Here is a 14404-nt window from a genome sequence, read left to right on the forward strand (position 1 = left end):
GGGGTGTCGCGGGCGTGTCCCGAAACTCGATTTCTCTGTAACGGTGCGCCCCCCGATGCGATGCGTGCGCTGTGTCTGCGCCAGGATGTCAGGAACACATAAGCATCTGGAGGGGAACCCAGTAATGAGCTACAACCAGCCGGGCCCGTACGGCGGGCAGCCCCAGCAGCCCGGACCGTACGGCCAGCCGGGTCCGTACGGCCAGCAGCCGCAGGCTCCGCAGCCCGGCTACGGCTACCCTCAGCAGCCCGCCCCGCCGCAGCCCGGCTACGGCTACCCCCAGCAGCCCCCGCAGGGCGTCCCGCCCCAGCAGCCCCCGTACGGCCAGCAGCCTCCCTACGGCCAGGCCCCGTACGGCGCCCCGATGCCCCCGGCCCCGAGCGGCGGCAAGAAGAAGACGGGCCTCATCATCGGCGCGGTGGCGGTCGTGGCGGCGATCGGCGTCGGGGCGTACTTCGTGATCGGCGGGGGCGGCGGCGCGGGCGGCCTGGAGGACGACGGCCCGCACAAGCTGACGACGCCGGCGACGGCGCTCACCGAGTACAAGCGGGTCGGCGAGGGAAACCAGGTCAGCGACTCCGACACCGCGAAGGACATGGAGGAGAGCGGCGTCAAGAGCGGTACGGCCGTCGTCGGGCAGTGGTCGACCGCCGACTTCAGCAACTACGACCCGCAGGACCCCTCCACCATTCCCGACCAGTCCGAGCTGCTGACCGCCAAGGGCTTCACCATGGTGGGCGGTTACGGCGAGATCGCCGACCCCCAGAGCACCCTGGACAAGTTCTTCGCCTCCATCCAGAAGGAGGTCAAGGAGTCCTCCTCAGGTGACTCGAACACCATGCAGAACGCGGAGCTGGTCGGCGAGCCCGAGGAGGTCGAGATCGACGGCGCGGTCGCCAAGTGCCAGTCGACCAAGAGCACCAACGCGCTCACCAAGAAGGAGTCGACCGACTGGTTCTGCGCCTGGGCCGACTACAGCACGGTCGCCATGGTCTCGCCCGGCGACAACAACGGCACGGGTGTCAACAAGGACACCGCAATCGACATCACCACCAAGCTCCGCGAGGAAGTCCGCGTCAAGGCCTGACACCCACTCAACGCCGAAGGGGCCCTGGTCGATTGACCGGGGCCCCTTCGCTTGTCTGCTCTGCCGCTGCGGCGTTACGCCGACTTCTGCTCGCCGGTCCCCCGCCCTCGCGCGTCCCGCGGAATGAGCGTCGGGTTGACGTTGGAGTGGACGACGTCCGCGGTGATGACGACTCGGGCGACGTCCTTGCGGGACGGGACCTCGTACATCACGGACATGAGGACTTCCTCCATGATGGCGCGCAGGCCTCGCGCGCCGGTCTGGCGGAGGATGGCCTGGTCGGCGATGGCCTCCAGGGCCTCGCGTTCGAAGTCCAGTTCCACGCCGTCGAGTTCGAAGAGGCGTTGGTACTGCTTCACGAGGGCGTTGCGCGGCTCGACCAGGATCTTGAGCAGGGCCTCGCGGTCGAGGTTGTGGACGGAGGTGATGACGGGGAGGCGGCCGATGAACTCGGGGATCATGCCGAACTTGACCAGGTCCTCCGGCATGACGTCCTCGAACTGGTCCTTGGCCTCCAGCTCCCGCTTCGAGCGGATCGTCGCGCCGAAGCCGATGCCCTTCGCGCCGGCCCGGGACTCGATGATCTTCTCCAGACCGGCGAAGGCGCCGCCCACGATGAACAGGACGTTCGTCGTGTCGATCTGGATGAACTCCTGGTGGGGGTGCTTGCGGCCGCCCTGGGGCGGGACCGAGGCCGTGGTGCCCTCGAGGATCTTCAGGAGCGCCTGCTGGACTCCCTCTCCGCTGACATCCCTGGTGATCGACGGGTTTTCGCTCTTTCGGGCCACCTTGTCGATCTCGTCGATGTAGATGATGCCCGTCTCGGCCTTCTTGACGTCGTAGTCCGCCGCCTGGATCAGCTTCAGCAGGATGTTCTCGACGTCCTCACCGACATAGCCGGCCTCCGTCAGCGCCGTGGCGTCGGCGATCGCGAACGGGACGTTCAGCATGCGGGCCAGGGTCTGGGCGAGGAGGGTCTTGCCCGAGCCCGTGGGGCCCAGCAGCAGGATGTTGGACTTCGCCAGCTCGATGGCGTCGTCGCGGCCCTGGGCGCCGCCGTTCTCACCGGCCTGCACACGCTTGTAGTGGTTGTACACCGCGACGGAGAGGGCCTTCTTGGCGGGCTCCTGGCCGACGACGTACCCCTCGAGGAACTCGTAGATCTCGCGCGGCTTGGGCAGTTCCTCCCAGCGCACCTCGCTGGTCTCCGCGAGCTCTTCCTCGATGATCTCGTTGCAGAGATCGATGCACTCGTCGCAGATGTACACACCGGGGCCTGCGATGAGCTTCTTGACCTGCTTCTGGCTCTTGCCGCAGAACGAGCACTTGAGCAGATCGCCGCCGTCACCGATGCGTGCCACGGTGTGCTTCCCCTTCGCCTGGGAGACGCCTGGACGCGATGAGTCCAGCGGCTCCTGGTGCTGCCTTATGTCCGACGGTACCTTGCCGAGCCCCCCGTTCGGGCCCCCCTTGGCACGGTTCACTTTGACGTGCACCTTGCGATGCACGGTGACACAGCGCGCCAAGGGGCGGCAGACGATACAGGATCCGCGTCAGCGGACCGACTCGTTGTTCATCTTGCGCGTGGAGATGATCTGGTCGATCAGACCGTACGCCAGCGCGTCCTCGGCGGTGAGGATCTTGTCGCGCTCGATGTCCTCACGGATCTTGTCGATCGACTGGGTGGAGTGCTTGGCCAGCATCTCCTCCAGCTGCGAGCGCATCCGCAGGATCTCGTTCGCGGCGATCTCCAGGTCGGACACCTGGCCGCGGCCGGTCTCGCTGTACGGCTGGTGGATCAGCACACGCGCGTTCGGCAGCGCCATGCGCTTGCCGGGCGTGCCGGCGGCCAGCAGGACGGCGGCGGCGGAGGCCGCCTGGCCCATGCAGACCGTCTGGATGTCCGGCTTCACGAACTGCATCGTGTCGTAGATCGCCGTCAGCGCGGTGAAGGAGCCGCCGGGGCTGTTGATGTAGACCGAGATGTCCCGGTCGGGGTCCATCGACTCAAGGCACAGCAGCTGCGCCATGACGTCGTTGGCGGAGGCGTCGTCGATCTGGACGCCCAGGAAGATCACGCGCTCCTCGAAGAGCTTCGCGTACGGGTCGTACTCGCGAATGCCCTGGGAGGTGCGCTCGACAAAGCGCGGGATGACATAGCGGGACTCGGCCGCCGGGCCGGTGTACTCGGCACGCGTACGGTCGTAGAGGCCGCTGCCGGGGAAGTCGTTCACGGTGTCTCCTGAAGGGGGCTGGAGCGGTGGCTGGGGGCTGGAAGGGACGCGGGGGCCTTGCGGGCCCGAGCGGCCCTTAGGAGCCGCCTCCGGTGCCGCCGCCGCCCGGCATGTGGGCCGCCGTTGCGATCACGTCGTCGATGAGGCCGTACTCCTTGGCCTCATGGGCGTCGAACCAGCGGTCGCGGTCCGAGTCGCGGGTGATCTGCTCGACCGACTGGCCGGTGTGCAGGGCCGTGAGCTCGGCCATGCGCTTCTTGGTGTGCAGCAGCCGCTCGGCGTGGATCTTGATGTCCGAGGCCGAGCCGGCCAGGCCGGCGGACGGCTGGTGGATCAGGATCTCGGCATTGGGCAGGGCGAAGCGCTTGCCGGGAGTGCCCGCGCTGAGCAGGAACTGCCCCATCGAGGCCGCGAGGCCCATGGCGATCGTCACCACGTCGTTCTTGATGAACTGCATCGTGTCGTAGATCGCCATACCGGCCGTGATCGATCCGCCGGGGCTGTTGATGTAGAGGTTGATGTCCTTGTCCGGGTCCGCGGCAAGGAGCAGCAGCTGTGCGGTGATCTTGTTCGCGATGTCGTCGTCGACCGGCTGGCCGAGGAAGATGATCCGCTCGTTGAGCAGCCGGTTGTAGACCTGGTCGCCGAGGCCACCACCGATGGAAGGCTCGCCGGCGGCGGAGGGCATCAGATTCGTCACGTATCCACCTGCTCGTCTTACGACGGCGCCGGGCCGTCTCACGTTTCCCTGCGGGGGCCTCCGGCGGTTTCGCCGAGTTCCCTGCCCCCGTATTCATGGACCCTAACGCGCGGGTCCGTTCGGGGAATCCCGCGAAGGGGAGTGTTCGCCGGGGGCGTAGCGCCGTGGTGACTCCGGTTCGCGGGCGGCTGCGGGTCGTGGAGGGTTGATCGCGCAGTTCCCCGCGCCCCTTAGGGCACTGTCCCACCGTACGTCGAAGGGCCCCGGGGCGTTATGCGACCCGGGGCCCTTCGTACGGCTTACAAGGTGCCGTGGCCGTGGGCTCAGCCCTCGGTCTTCTCCTCGGCCTCGGCCTCGGCCGTGCCCTCGACGGCCTCGACCGTCTCGGTGGCGGTCTCGACCTCGTCCTCGTCCTCCAGGTCCACGATCTCGCCGTTGGTGTCCTTGACGGTCGCGGCTTCGACGACGACGGCCAGGGCCTTGCCGCGGGCGACCTCGCCGACCAGGAGCGGGACCTGGCCCTGCTCGACGACGGCCTGCGCGAACTGGTCGGGGGACATGCCGGAGGAGGCCGCGCGCCGCATGAGGTGCTCGGTGAGCTCCTCCTGGTTGACGTTGAGCTTCTCCTGCTTGACGAGCTCGTCGAGCACGAACTGGGTCTTGATGCCCTTGACCGCGGCCTCGCGGGTCTCGGTCTCGAACTCCTCGGCGGTCTTGCCCTGGATCTCCAGGTACTTGTCGAGGGTCAGGCCCATCTGGGCGAGCTGGTGGTGCTCGAGGTTGTGCTTACGGGTGTTGATCTCGTCCTCGAGCAGCTTCTCGGGGACGGGGACCTCGACCAGCTCGAGCAGCTTCTCCAGGACGCGCTCCTGGGCCTGCGTGGCCTGGTCGAACTGCTTCATGTTCTCCAGGCGCTTGCGGCTGTCGGCCTTCAGCTCCTCGAGGGTGTCGAACTCGGAGGCGAGCTGAGCGAAGTCGTCGTCCAGCTCGGGCAGCTCGCGCGCGGCGACCTGGCTGACCTTGACGGTGACCTCGGCCTCCTGGCCGGCCGCGGAGCCGCCCTTGAGCTCGGAGGTGAAGGTGGCCTCGCCACCCGCCTCAAGGCCCTTCACGGCGTCGTCGATGCCGTCGAGCAGCTCGCCGGAGCCGATGGTGTACGAGACGCCCTCGGCCACGCCGTCCTCGAGGACCTCGCCGCCGACCTTGGCCTCCAGGTCGATCGTGACGACGTCGCCGTCCTCGGCGGCGCGCTCGACCGGGGAGGTGGACGCGAAGCGCTCACGCAGCTCCTCGACCGCCTTGTCGACGTCCTCCTCGGTGACCTCGACGGCGTCGACCTCGACCTCGATGCCGGAGTAGTCCGGGATCTCGATGGCCGGGCGGATGTCGACCTCGGCAGTGAAGTTCAGCGTCTCGCCGTCCTTCAGCTCGGTGATGTCGACCTCGGGCTGGCCCAGCACGTCGATCTCGGCCTCGTTGACCGCCTCCGTGTAGAACTTCGGAAGCGCGTCGTTGACGGCCTCCTCCAGCACGGCGCCACGGCCGAACCGCTGGTCGATGACCCGGGCCGGGATCTTGCCCTTGCGGAAGCCCTTCACCGTGACCTGCTGGTTGATCTTCTTGTACGCCGCGTCGAGGCTGTCCTTGAGCTCCTCGAAGGGCACCTCGACAGTGAGCCGAACCCGGGTCGGGTTCAGGTTCTCCACGGCGCTCTTCACGGTTCGGTCTCCTTGTGGCTGACTTCTCGGGTTCTGCCGGGACCCGACGGGTCCGGCGGATGTGGCCGCCCGGAGGACTATCAGTGATGAGACACACGGGCGTGCAGCTTGCATAGTAACGGCAGCGGCTACACGACCCAAAAGGCGATCACGCAAAGTGATCGGATGGGTGGTCGGGGTGGCGGGATTTGAACCCACGGCCTTCCGCTCCCAAAGCGGACGCGCTACCAAGCTGCGCCACACCCCGTCTGGTGCGACACGTAGGGTACATGCCCGCAGGCAGCGCGGCTGCCGCATTTCCCGAGCACCGGCGCGGTGTCGGCGTCCGTACGGATGGGGTGTGCGGTGAGGGGGGCCGACCCGCTACGATGCCTGCAGTGCCGCGGTCGGCTGACCTGCGGCGCGTTGTGTGCGGGCGTAGCTCAATGGTAGAGCCCCAGTCTTCCAAACTGGCTACGCGGGTTCGATTCCCGTCGCCCGCTCTGCATGGCGAAGGGCCCGGTTCCTCGGAACCGGGCCCTTCGTGTTCCACAGGTCGCGTACGTCCGCTCTTGATCAGCGCCGAGGCCGGCCGGTCAGAACTGGATCTCGTTGATGGTCTGGGCTATCGAGTCCAGGAAGCGCTGAATGTCGTCGGCCATGCCGGTCGAGGCGAGGAAGAAGCCGAAGAGGACCGCAACGATCGCCGGGCCCGCCTTGATGTTTCCTGCCCTGATCATCACCACCAGGATGATCGCCAATAGCAGCACCACTGACAGCGAAATGGCCACAACTGATCACACCCTCGGTCGGTCCGCTCTCCCGGCCTGGGATGCAGCCCGCGCACCCCCGGCAGAACCATCGTGCCACCAACACGGCCCCGGTATGCGGGCCGTGACGCATCGTCCGCCACACCCGTGTCCGACAAGTCCGGACTCGTCCGGGCGTACATACGCCCCTGTCGCAGTCGGCGAGGCAATTCGACAGTCAACTGCGCAAGGAATTCGGCTGGTTCGTTTCCGTCTCCATACAACGCGTTCGCAGGGAATTCGATTTGTTGCGCATAAAGGGAGAGGAAGCGGACATTCCGTCATCCGCCGTGTTGACCGACTGTGTTGACCGTCACGTCGTCCACCATGCCAACTCTGCGGAAACTCGGGTAGGCGCGGCGGAAAAGCAGGAATGACGCCGAGGGTTTCACGGGAACCCGCAGACGACGCTAGGGTGCCTCAGATGTTTCGACAGCGCGACGCCTTCTTCGACAACGCCAAGTATCTGGCGATCGTCCTGGTGGCCGTGGCCCACGCATGGGAGCCGTTGAAGGGGGACAGCCGGACCCTGGAGGCCGCGTACATGGTCGTGTACGCGTTCCACATGCCGGCGTTCATCGTCATCTCGGGCTTCTTCTCCCGCAGTTTCGACATGCGCGCGGACCGGCTCCAGCGGCTCATCACCGGTGTCGTGGTGCCGTACATCGTCTTCGAAACCGCCTATTCGCTCGGCGAGCGCTACTTCGGCGACGACCCGGAACAGAAGATCAGCCTGCTCGACCCCTGGTATCTGACCTGGTTCCTGATCGCGCTGTTCATCTGGCGGCTGACCACCCCCGTCTGGAAGCTGGTGCGGTGGCCGCTGCCTCTCGCACTCGGTATCGCCATGCTGGCGTCCGCCACCCCGGGAATCGGCAACGACCTGGATCTGCAGCGGGTGTTGCAGTTCCTGCCGTTCTTCGTGCTGGGCCTGTGCATGAAGCCCGAGCACTTCCAGATGGTGCGCCGGCGTTCGGTGCGGATCCTGTCGGTGCCGGTGTTCGCGGCCGCGGGTGTCGTCGGCTGGTGGGCGGTGCCGCGGATGAACACCGGGTGGTTCTACCACCGGGACGCCGCGCAGGAGCTGGGCGCGCCCTGGTGGACCGGGCCGGTCATGGTGCTCGCGCTGTTCGGCTGCTCGCTGTTGCTGACGGCCTGCTTCTTCGCCTGGGTGCCGGGCCGGCAGATGTGGTTCACGGCGCTCGGCGCGGGCACGCTGTACGGCTATCTGCTGCACGGCTTCCTGGTCAAGGCCGGTGGGTACGGCGGCTGGTACGAGCACGCCTGGCTGCACCGGCCGTACGGCGAGATCCTCGTGAGCGTCCTCGCGGCCGTCGCCGTCACGCTGCTGTGCACCAAGCCCGTCCAGCGGGTCTTCCGGTTCGCGATGGAGCCGAAGATGGAGTGGGCGTTCAAGCGGGACGCCGCGGACCTTGCGCGCGAGCGCGAGCGGGCGCGGGAGAAGGAGCTCGCGAAAGCGGACGCCTAGACCCGGCCTAGTCGTACGGCCGGTCGTCCGGCAGGCCGAGGAGTGTGCGCATAAGGGCGTACTTCTCGGTCAGCCGGGTGCGGGTGGGCTCGTCGAGGCGTGCGAGGCGGGCCGGGTCCGCGTTGTGGGCCAGGTCCGCCTCCTTGACCAGGAGTGCGCCCGGCGTGGCGAGGATGCGGGCGGCGTACGCCTCCGGTGACTCCCCCGCCCGTTTGGTGACCGCGCGCACCACGTCCTTCGTACGGCGGCTCAGTGCGGCCTCGTGCAGCCACTGCTCGGACAGGGCCTCGTCCTCGACGGCGTCGTGCAGCCAGGCCGCCGCGATCTGCTCCTCGTCACCGCCGCGGGCACGGACGCCGTCGGCGACGGCGGCGAGGTGTTCGGCGTAGGGGCGGCCGGCCTTGTCCGTCTGCCCCTGGTGGGCGGCGCGGGCGACGGCCTCCACTTCGGCCAGGGTGAGGTGCGGGTTCTCGGTCACTCGTCGAGTGTCTCAGCGGGCGGCCGCCGCCAGGGCCGTCGGGCCCTCACGGCAGATCAGCAGGAGGGCACGGTCGTCGTTGACGTCCTTCGCCACCGCCTCGATGAGGTGCCAGGCAGCACCGTGGAAGCCGCCGGCGACATAGCGGTCGGCCTCGCCGGTGAGGCGGTCGAGGCCCTCGACGATGTCCCGGTCGGACGTTTCCACCAGACCGTCCGTGAACAGCATCAGCACGTCGCCGGGCCGCAGCGAGCCCTTCACCGAGTCGAACTGGGCGCCTTCGTACACACCCAGCAGCGGCCCCTCCGCCGCCTTCTCCTCCCAGCGTCCGCTGCCCGCGTTGAGCTGGAGGCCCGGCGGATGGCCCGCGGAGTACAGCTCGTAGTCGCCGGAGTCCAGGTCGAGGACCAGGTGGATCGAGGTCGCGAAGCCCTCGTCCCAGTCCTGGCGGAGGAGGTAGCCGTTCGCCGCCGGGAGGAAGGCGTGCGGCGGCAGCGAGCCGAGCAGACCGCCGAAGGCGCCCGACAGCAGCAGGGCGCGCGAGCCGGCGTCCATGCCCTTGCCGGAGACGTCCGTGAGGACGACCTCCAGGGTGCGGCCGCCGTTCGTGCGGGCCGCGACCACGAAGTCGCCCGAGAAGGACTGGCCGCCCGCCGGCCGCAGCGCCATCTCCCGGTGCCAGCCCTGCGGCAGCTTCGGCAGCTTGCTCTGCACCCGGATCCGCTCGCGCAGGTCGAACAGCATGGTGCCGCCGCGCCGCCAGGGCACGCCGACTCGGCTGCGGAACTGCGCGATCAGCAGCCCGAAGAAACCGCACGCGGCCACCACCAGGACCACGCCCGGGGTCACGCGCGAAGGCCCCTCCGTGTACGGGCCCAGCTGTATCGACTCCACGATCAGCGCCGTGGCCGCCGCCGCGTACAGGCCCAGCAGGCTCGCCGGGCGCAGCAGCAGACCGCCCGCGACGATCGGCAGGACCAGCGCGGCCGGGGAGCACCACACCGAGTTGGCGAGTGTGGTGATCGTGATCAGCGGGACGGTGAGCAGCAGTCCGGCCAGCGCGATCCAGTCCGAACCGTCGCCGCGGAAGTAGTCGACGGCGCTTCTGCGCACGCCGACGCGGGCCCGGTGCCACCTCATCCTCAACCGGGCCGGGAACGTATCGGCCGCCGCGCGCCGCTCTCGTCCTGCTGCCATTAGTTCGGGACCCTATCCATCGGACCAGCTGCTTGGCACGGGAGGTCCCACTTGTCCCCCGTCCGAGGCTCGACTTCACAGTGAACTCCACGGAAAGCCGCCGCGCCGCCGTCCGGGAGAAATTCCCTCGCCCGCCCCGCAGTGCCCTGGTAGGCATGGGCTCATGGCGACAGACTTCGCGACAGGCCCGACGGCAGAGCTACGGGTGCTGCGGCAGGACGAATGGGACCTGTGGTACGACACCCTGATCCGCGCCTTCGGTGGCATGCCGGAGTCGGCCGAGGAGCGGGAGCTGTGGGACGCGCTCACCGAGTACGACCGGTCCCTCGGCGCCTGGGAGGGCGACGCCTGCGTGGGGACGGCCGGGGCGTTCACGTTCCGGCTGAGCGTGCCCGGCGGGGCGTCGGTGCCGGCGGCGGGCGTCACGATGGTCAGTGTCGCCGCCACGCACCGGCGGCGCGGGGTGCTGACGTCCATGATGCGGCGGCAGTTGGACGACGTCCGCTCCTGGGGCGAGCCGCTGGCGGTGCTCACCGCCTCCGAGCCGGCGATCTACGGCCGGTTCGGGTACGCCGCCGCGACGTTCGGACTCAGCGCCGAGATCGACACGAGTCGGGTACGGCTGTCGGTGCCGGCCGGCACCGATGACGTACGACTGCGGTACGCGGCGCCCGCGGACGTGCTCGACGCGTGCGAGGCGGTCTACGCGCGGCTGGTGCCCCGGCGTCCCGGGATGCTCGCGCGGCAGCCGGGCTGGGAGCGGGTGGGGCTGCTCGACCCGGAGAGCGAGCGGGACGGGGCGTCGCCGCTGCAGTGCGTCGTCGCCGAACGGGACGGGGAGGTCACCGGGTACGCGCGCTTCCGAGTCAGGCTGGGATGGGGCGTGACCGGGCACAACGGCACGGTGGCGCTGGCGGATTCGGCCGCGCTCGACCCGGTGACGGAGGCCGCGCTGTGGCGGTTCCTGTTCGGGATCGACCTGACGACGACGCTGACCGTGCGCGGGCGGCCGGTCGACGACGCGTGGCAGTACCTGGTGTCCGACATCCGGCGGTGCCAGCCACGGCTGCGGGACTCGCTCTACGTACGGCTGGTGGATGTCGGGGCCGCGCTTCAGGCGCGTACCTATCAGGCGCCGGTGGACGTGGTGTTCGAGGTGGCGGACGACTTCTGCCCCTGGAACGCCGGGCGTTGGCGGCTGACAGGGGATGCGAAGGGCGCCTCGTGTGTGCGTACGTCGGATGCGGCTGATCTCGCCTTGTCCGTACGGGAGTTGGCGGCCGCGTATCTCGGCGGGGTGAGCCTCGGGTCGCTGGCGGCGGCGGGGCGGGTGCGGGAGCTGCGGGCAGGGGCGCTGGCGGAGGCGTCGGTGGGGTTCGGGGGTGTGGTGGCGCCTTGGCTGCCGCACGGGTTCTGACGGTTCTGGTGGTCGTGGCCTGGGTGGCGGGTCAGTTTCGCTGGCAGGTCGGGCACCAGAAGAGGTTGCGGGCGGCGAGATCGGCGGTGCGGATCTCGCCGCCACAGATGTGGCAGGGCTGGTTGGCCCTGCGGTACACGTAGACCTCGCCTCCGTGGTCGTCCACGCGTGGCGGGCGGCCCATCGCCTCCGGGGTGTGTTCCGGGCGGACGGTGTCGATGCGGTTGGTGCGGACGCCGTCGCGCATCAGGGCGACGAGATCGGTCCAGATCGCGTCCCACTCGGTGGGGGTGATGTCCCTGCCCGGGCGGTACGGGTCTATCTGGTGCCGGAAGAGGACCTCGGCGCGGTAGACGTTGCCGACGCCGGCGATGACCTTCTGGTCCATGAGGAGGGCGGCGATCGTCGTACGGCTGCGGGAGATGCGGCGGTAGGCGGTGGCGGGGTCGGCGTGGTGGTCGGTGCGGAGGGGGTCCGGGCCCAGGCGGTCGTGTATCGCCTGCTTCTCGGTGTCCGTGATCAGGGCGCAGGTGGTGGGGCCGCGGAGGTCGACGTACGCGGTGGGGCCCACGAGGCGGAGGCGGACGGTGTCCGTCGGTGGGGGTGCGGGGGCGTCGGCGCCGGCCTCGCCGAGGGTCACCTTGCCGAAGAGGCCGAGGTGGATGTGGATCCAGTCGGTGTTCTCGGGGGCGGGGTCCCGGAAGCCGAGGAAGAGGTGTTTGCCGTGGGCGTCGGCGGTGTGGAGGGTTGAGCCGTCGAGGAGGGCGGCGGCGTCGGAGAACTTGCCCTGGGGGCTGGTGATGTGGACGGGGCCGCGGTTCTTGAAGCGGGCGGCGTAGTCCTGGGCCAGGCGGTGGATGGTGTGGCCCTCCGGCACGGCGGCTCCTTTCTTACGCGGTTACCTCCGGTTGGGTGAGGGGTGGGGGCGTTGCGCTCCCGCGGGGCTCGCCCACCCACCCGCCCGACTCGGTCCGTTCAGGGTGAACGCCCCTGGGGGCTCCGCCCCAGACCCCGGCGGGGACTGCGTCCCCTGCACCCCTCGCGAGCCCCGCGCCGAGTCGGTTACTGCTGAGGGTGATGCGGGGGGATCGGCGGAAGGTCGCCGGTCGTCTCGTACGTGCTCAGCATCTCGATGCGGCGTACGTGGCGTTCGTCGCCTGAGAACGGGGTGTTCAGGAACGTCTCCACGAACTTCGTCGCCTCGTCGAGGGTGTGCATGCGCGCGCCCACCGCGACCACGTTGGCGTTGTTGTGCTGGCGGCCCAGCGACGCCGTCTCCTCGCTCCAGGCGAGCGCCGCGCGCACGCCCTTCACCTTGTTCGCGGCGATCTGCTCGCCGTTGCCGGAGCCGCCGATCACGATGCCGAGGGCTTCGGGGTCTGCGGCCGTGCGCTCGGCGGCGCGGAGGCAGAAGGGCGGGTAGTCGTCCTGGGCGTCGTAGATGTGGGGGCCGCAGTCGACGGGGTCGTGGCCGGCCGCCTTGAGCCACTCGACGAGGTGGTTCTTGAGTTCAAAACCGGCATGGTCGGAGCCGAGGTACACGCGCATGGAAACGAGTGTGTCATGCCGGTTTCGGGGCGGGCGCGCCGGGTCGGCGAGGCGGAGAGTGTGAGTAACGCTACAGAAACTCAAGAAAACCTCAAGTAACGATCCGGAATCAAAGGTTCCCGAATTCGTTTGCCTCCGATTCACTGGACCGATTCGTACACCCCCGCATACCGCTCGGGCGGGCTCGTACGGGGAAACTGCTCGACCGGCGCAAAGGAAACCCGTCCCATGACTTCGCAGCCGACCCTGACGAAGGCCGGAACCGGCCCCGGAGGCACCGGTGACCCCGGCCACGGCCTCCAGGCCGGGCTCAAGAACCGTCATCTGTCGATGATCGCCATTGGTGGTGTCATCGGGGCAGGCCTGTTCGTCGGGTCCAGCTCCGGTATCGCCACCGCCGGCCCCGGCATCCTCCTGTCGTACGCCCTCGTCGGCACGCTCGTCGTGCTCGTGATGCGGATGCTCGGTGAGATGTCCGCGGCGAATCCGACGTCCGGCTCGTTCTCGGCGCACGCCGACCGCGCGCTCGGGCCCTGGGCCGGGTTCTCCATCGGCTGGCTGTACTGGTTCTTCTGGGTCGTCGTGCTGGCGGTGGAGGCGACCGCTGGGGCCGCGATCCTGGAGGGGTGGATTCCCGCCGTGCCCCAGTGGGGGTGGGCGCTGATCGTGATGGTGGTGCTGACCGCCACCAACCTCGTCTCCGTCGGCTCCTACGGCGAGTTCGAGTTCTGGTTCGCCGGTATCAAGGTCGTCGCGATCGGAGCGTTCATCGTCGTCGGCGGGCTCGCCGTCTTCGGTGTGCTGCCCGGGGTCGACAGTGAGCAGGCCGGGCTCTCCAACCTCACGGAGCACGGCGGCTTCCTGCCCAACGGGCCCGGCGCCATCCTCACCGGTGTGCTGCTCGTCGTCTTCTCCTTCATGGGCAGCGAGATCGCGACCCTCGCGGCCGGCGAGTCCGAGGACCCGCAGCGAGCCGTGACCAAGTCGACCAACAGCATCATCTGGCGTATCGCCGTGTTCTATCTGGGGTCGATCTTCGTCGTCGTCGCCCTGCTGCCCTGGGACGCCCCCGCCATCGCCGAGAAGGGCTCCTACGTGGCCGCCCTGGACTCCCTCGGCATCGCGCACGCCGGTCAGATCATGAACTTCATCGTGCTGACGTCGGTGCTGTCCTGCCTCAACTCCGGTCTCTACACCGCTTCCCGGATGGCGTTCTCGCTGGGCGAGCGCGGGGATGCGCCGAAGGCCTTCGCACGGACGACGGCTCGCGGTGTGCCGCGGACGGCGATTCTCGTCTCCGTCGTGTTCGGGTTCGTGGCCGTGTTCTTCAACTACAAGTTCCCGGACTCGGTCTTCCTGTTCCTCGTCAACTCCTCCGGGGCCGTGGCGCTGTTCGTCTGGCTCGTCATCTGCTTCTCGCAGCTGCGGATGCGGAAGATCATCCAGCGGGAGGCGCCGGAGAAGCTGGTCGTGCGGATGTGGCTGTACCCGTATCTGACCTGGGCGACTGCCGCGCTGATCGTGTTCGTGCTCGGCTACATGCTGACCGACACCGAGCACGACGGACGCAAGACCGTGCTGCTGTCGCTGCTGGTCGCGGCCGTGGTGCTGGCGATCGCCGTGGTCCGGCAGAAGCGCCGGGGTGCCGTCGGTGCTCCTGACAAGGTGTCGGTGGGCGACTGACGCGCCGCTTCGTGAGTGGAGGGCCTGTCCGGCGGATCAGGTCGCAGGAAATCGACGCTGCCTCA

At 68.8% G+C, this 14404-nt stretch carries 13 protein-coding genes and 2 tRNA genes; 5 read left to right on the plus strand and 10 right to left on the minus strand.

The window, feature by feature from the left end:
• Positions 1 to 124 precede the first annotated feature (124 nt).
• On the plus strand, positions 125 to 1087 hold the full coding sequence (locus ACFVJQ_RS21865; protein ID WP_385785985.1) for a hypothetical protein: 963 nt from the start codon (positions 125 to 127) through the stop codon (positions 1085 to 1087).
• A 74-nt stretch (positions 1088 to 1161) separates the two neighbouring features.
• Here ACFVJQ_RS21865 and clpX read toward each other — a convergent pair whose 3' ends face one another.
• From clpX to ACFVJQ_RS21890, 5 genes are all read right to left on the minus strand, one after another.
• On the minus strand, positions 1162 to 2448 hold the full coding sequence (gene clpX, locus ACFVJQ_RS21870) for an ATP-dependent Clp protease ATP-binding subunit ClpX (RefSeq protein WP_129802327.1): 1287 nt from the start codon (positions 2446 to 2448) through the stop codon (positions 1162 to 1164).
• Between the two features lie 192 nt (positions 2449 to 2640).
• The gene (locus tag ACFVJQ_RS21875; protein ID WP_129802326.1) at positions 2641 to 3321 is read right to left on the minus strand and encodes an ATP-dependent Clp protease proteolytic subunit; all 681 of its coding nucleotides are present in this window, start codon (positions 3319 to 3321) and stop codon (positions 2641 to 2643) included.
• Between the two features lie 76 nt (positions 3322 to 3397).
• Positions 3398 to 4009 carry an ATP-dependent Clp protease proteolytic subunit gene (locus ACFVJQ_RS21880; protein ID WP_165396475.1) on the minus strand — a complete coding sequence of 204 codons (612 nt, stop codon included), beginning with the start codon at positions 4007 to 4009 and terminating at the stop codon, positions 3398 to 3400.
• A 335-nt stretch (positions 4010 to 4344) separates the two neighbouring features.
• Complete coding sequence (gene tig / locus ACFVJQ_RS21885) at positions 4345 to 5739, minus strand: trigger factor (RefSeq protein WP_385510372.1); 1395 nt, start codon at positions 5737 to 5739, stop codon at positions 4345 to 4347.
• A gap of 170 nt (positions 5740 to 5909) precedes the next feature.
• A tRNA-Pro gene (locus ACFVJQ_RS21890) sits at positions 5910 to 5986 on the minus strand.
• 164 nt (positions 5987 to 6150) lie between these two features.
• On the opposite strand from ACFVJQ_RS21890, the gene ACFVJQ_RS21895 reads away from it, so the two are divergent.
• A tRNA-Gly gene (locus tag ACFVJQ_RS21895) sits at positions 6151 to 6221 on the plus strand.
• A 93-nt stretch (positions 6222 to 6314) separates the two neighbouring features.
• Here the strand turns inward: ACFVJQ_RS21895 and ACFVJQ_RS21900 are convergent.
• Entirely contained in the window at positions 6315 to 6509 is a 195-nt protein-coding gene (locus ACFVJQ_RS21900) for a hypothetical protein (protein ID WP_129802323.1), read from the minus strand.
• 442 nt (positions 6510 to 6951) lie between these two features.
• Between ACFVJQ_RS21900 and ACFVJQ_RS21905 the strand changes: the two genes are divergently transcribed.
• Entirely contained in the window at positions 6952 to 8016 is a 1065-nt protein-coding gene (locus ACFVJQ_RS21905; protein ID WP_385785989.1) for an acyltransferase family protein, read from the plus strand.
• 7 nt (positions 8017 to 8023) lie between these two features.
• On the opposite strand, the gene ACFVJQ_RS21910 is transcribed toward ACFVJQ_RS21905, so the two are convergent.
• Both ACFVJQ_RS21910 and ACFVJQ_RS21915 read right to left on the minus strand, forming a co-directional pair.
• Complete coding sequence (locus ACFVJQ_RS21910; protein ID WP_385785992.1) at positions 8024 to 8494, minus strand: HD domain-containing protein; 471 nt, start codon at positions 8492 to 8494, stop codon at positions 8024 to 8026.
• Positions 8495 to 8506: 12 nt separating this feature from the next.
• Positions 8507 to 9691 (minus strand): PP2C family protein-serine/threonine phosphatase, encoded by a 1185-nt coding sequence (locus ACFVJQ_RS21915; protein WP_224735897.1) that lies wholly within the window; start codon positions 9689 to 9691, stop codon positions 8507 to 8509.
• A 163-nt stretch (positions 9692 to 9854) separates the two neighbouring features.
• Here ACFVJQ_RS21915 and ACFVJQ_RS21920 point away from each other — a divergent pair, with 163 nt between their 5' ends.
• Positions 9855 to 11108 (plus strand): GNAT family N-acetyltransferase, encoded by a 1254-nt coding sequence (locus tag ACFVJQ_RS21920; protein WP_385785995.1) that lies wholly within the window; start codon positions 9855 to 9857, stop codon positions 11106 to 11108.
• Between the two features lie 31 nt (positions 11109 to 11139).
• Here ACFVJQ_RS21920 and ACFVJQ_RS21925 read toward each other — a convergent pair whose 3' ends face one another.
• Together ACFVJQ_RS21925 and ACFVJQ_RS21930 are read right to left on the minus strand one after the other, a co-directional pair.
• Complete coding sequence (locus tag ACFVJQ_RS21925) at positions 11140 to 11985, minus strand: Fpg/Nei family DNA glycosylase (protein WP_385510367.1); 846 nt, start codon at positions 11983 to 11985, stop codon at positions 11140 to 11142.
• 185 nt (positions 11986 to 12170) lie between these two features.
• A complete protein-coding gene (locus ACFVJQ_RS21930; RefSeq protein WP_385510366.1) occupies positions 12171 to 12656 on the minus strand; it encodes a ribose-5-phosphate isomerase in 486 nt (161 codons plus the stop codon).
• Between the two features lie 228 nt (positions 12657 to 12884).
• Here ACFVJQ_RS21930 and ACFVJQ_RS21935 point away from each other — a divergent pair, with 228 nt between their 5' ends.
• A complete protein-coding gene (locus ACFVJQ_RS21935; protein ID WP_385510365.1) occupies positions 12885 to 14339 on the plus strand; it encodes an amino acid permease in 1455 nt (484 codons plus the stop codon).
• Positions 14340 to 14404: the final 65 nt, after the last annotated feature.

The organism is Streptomyces sp. NPDC127197 (assembly GCF_042672405.1).
GTDB classification, from domain to species: domain Bacteria; phylum Actinomycetota; class Actinomycetes; order Streptomycetales; family Streptomycetaceae; genus Streptomyces; species Streptomyces flavusporus.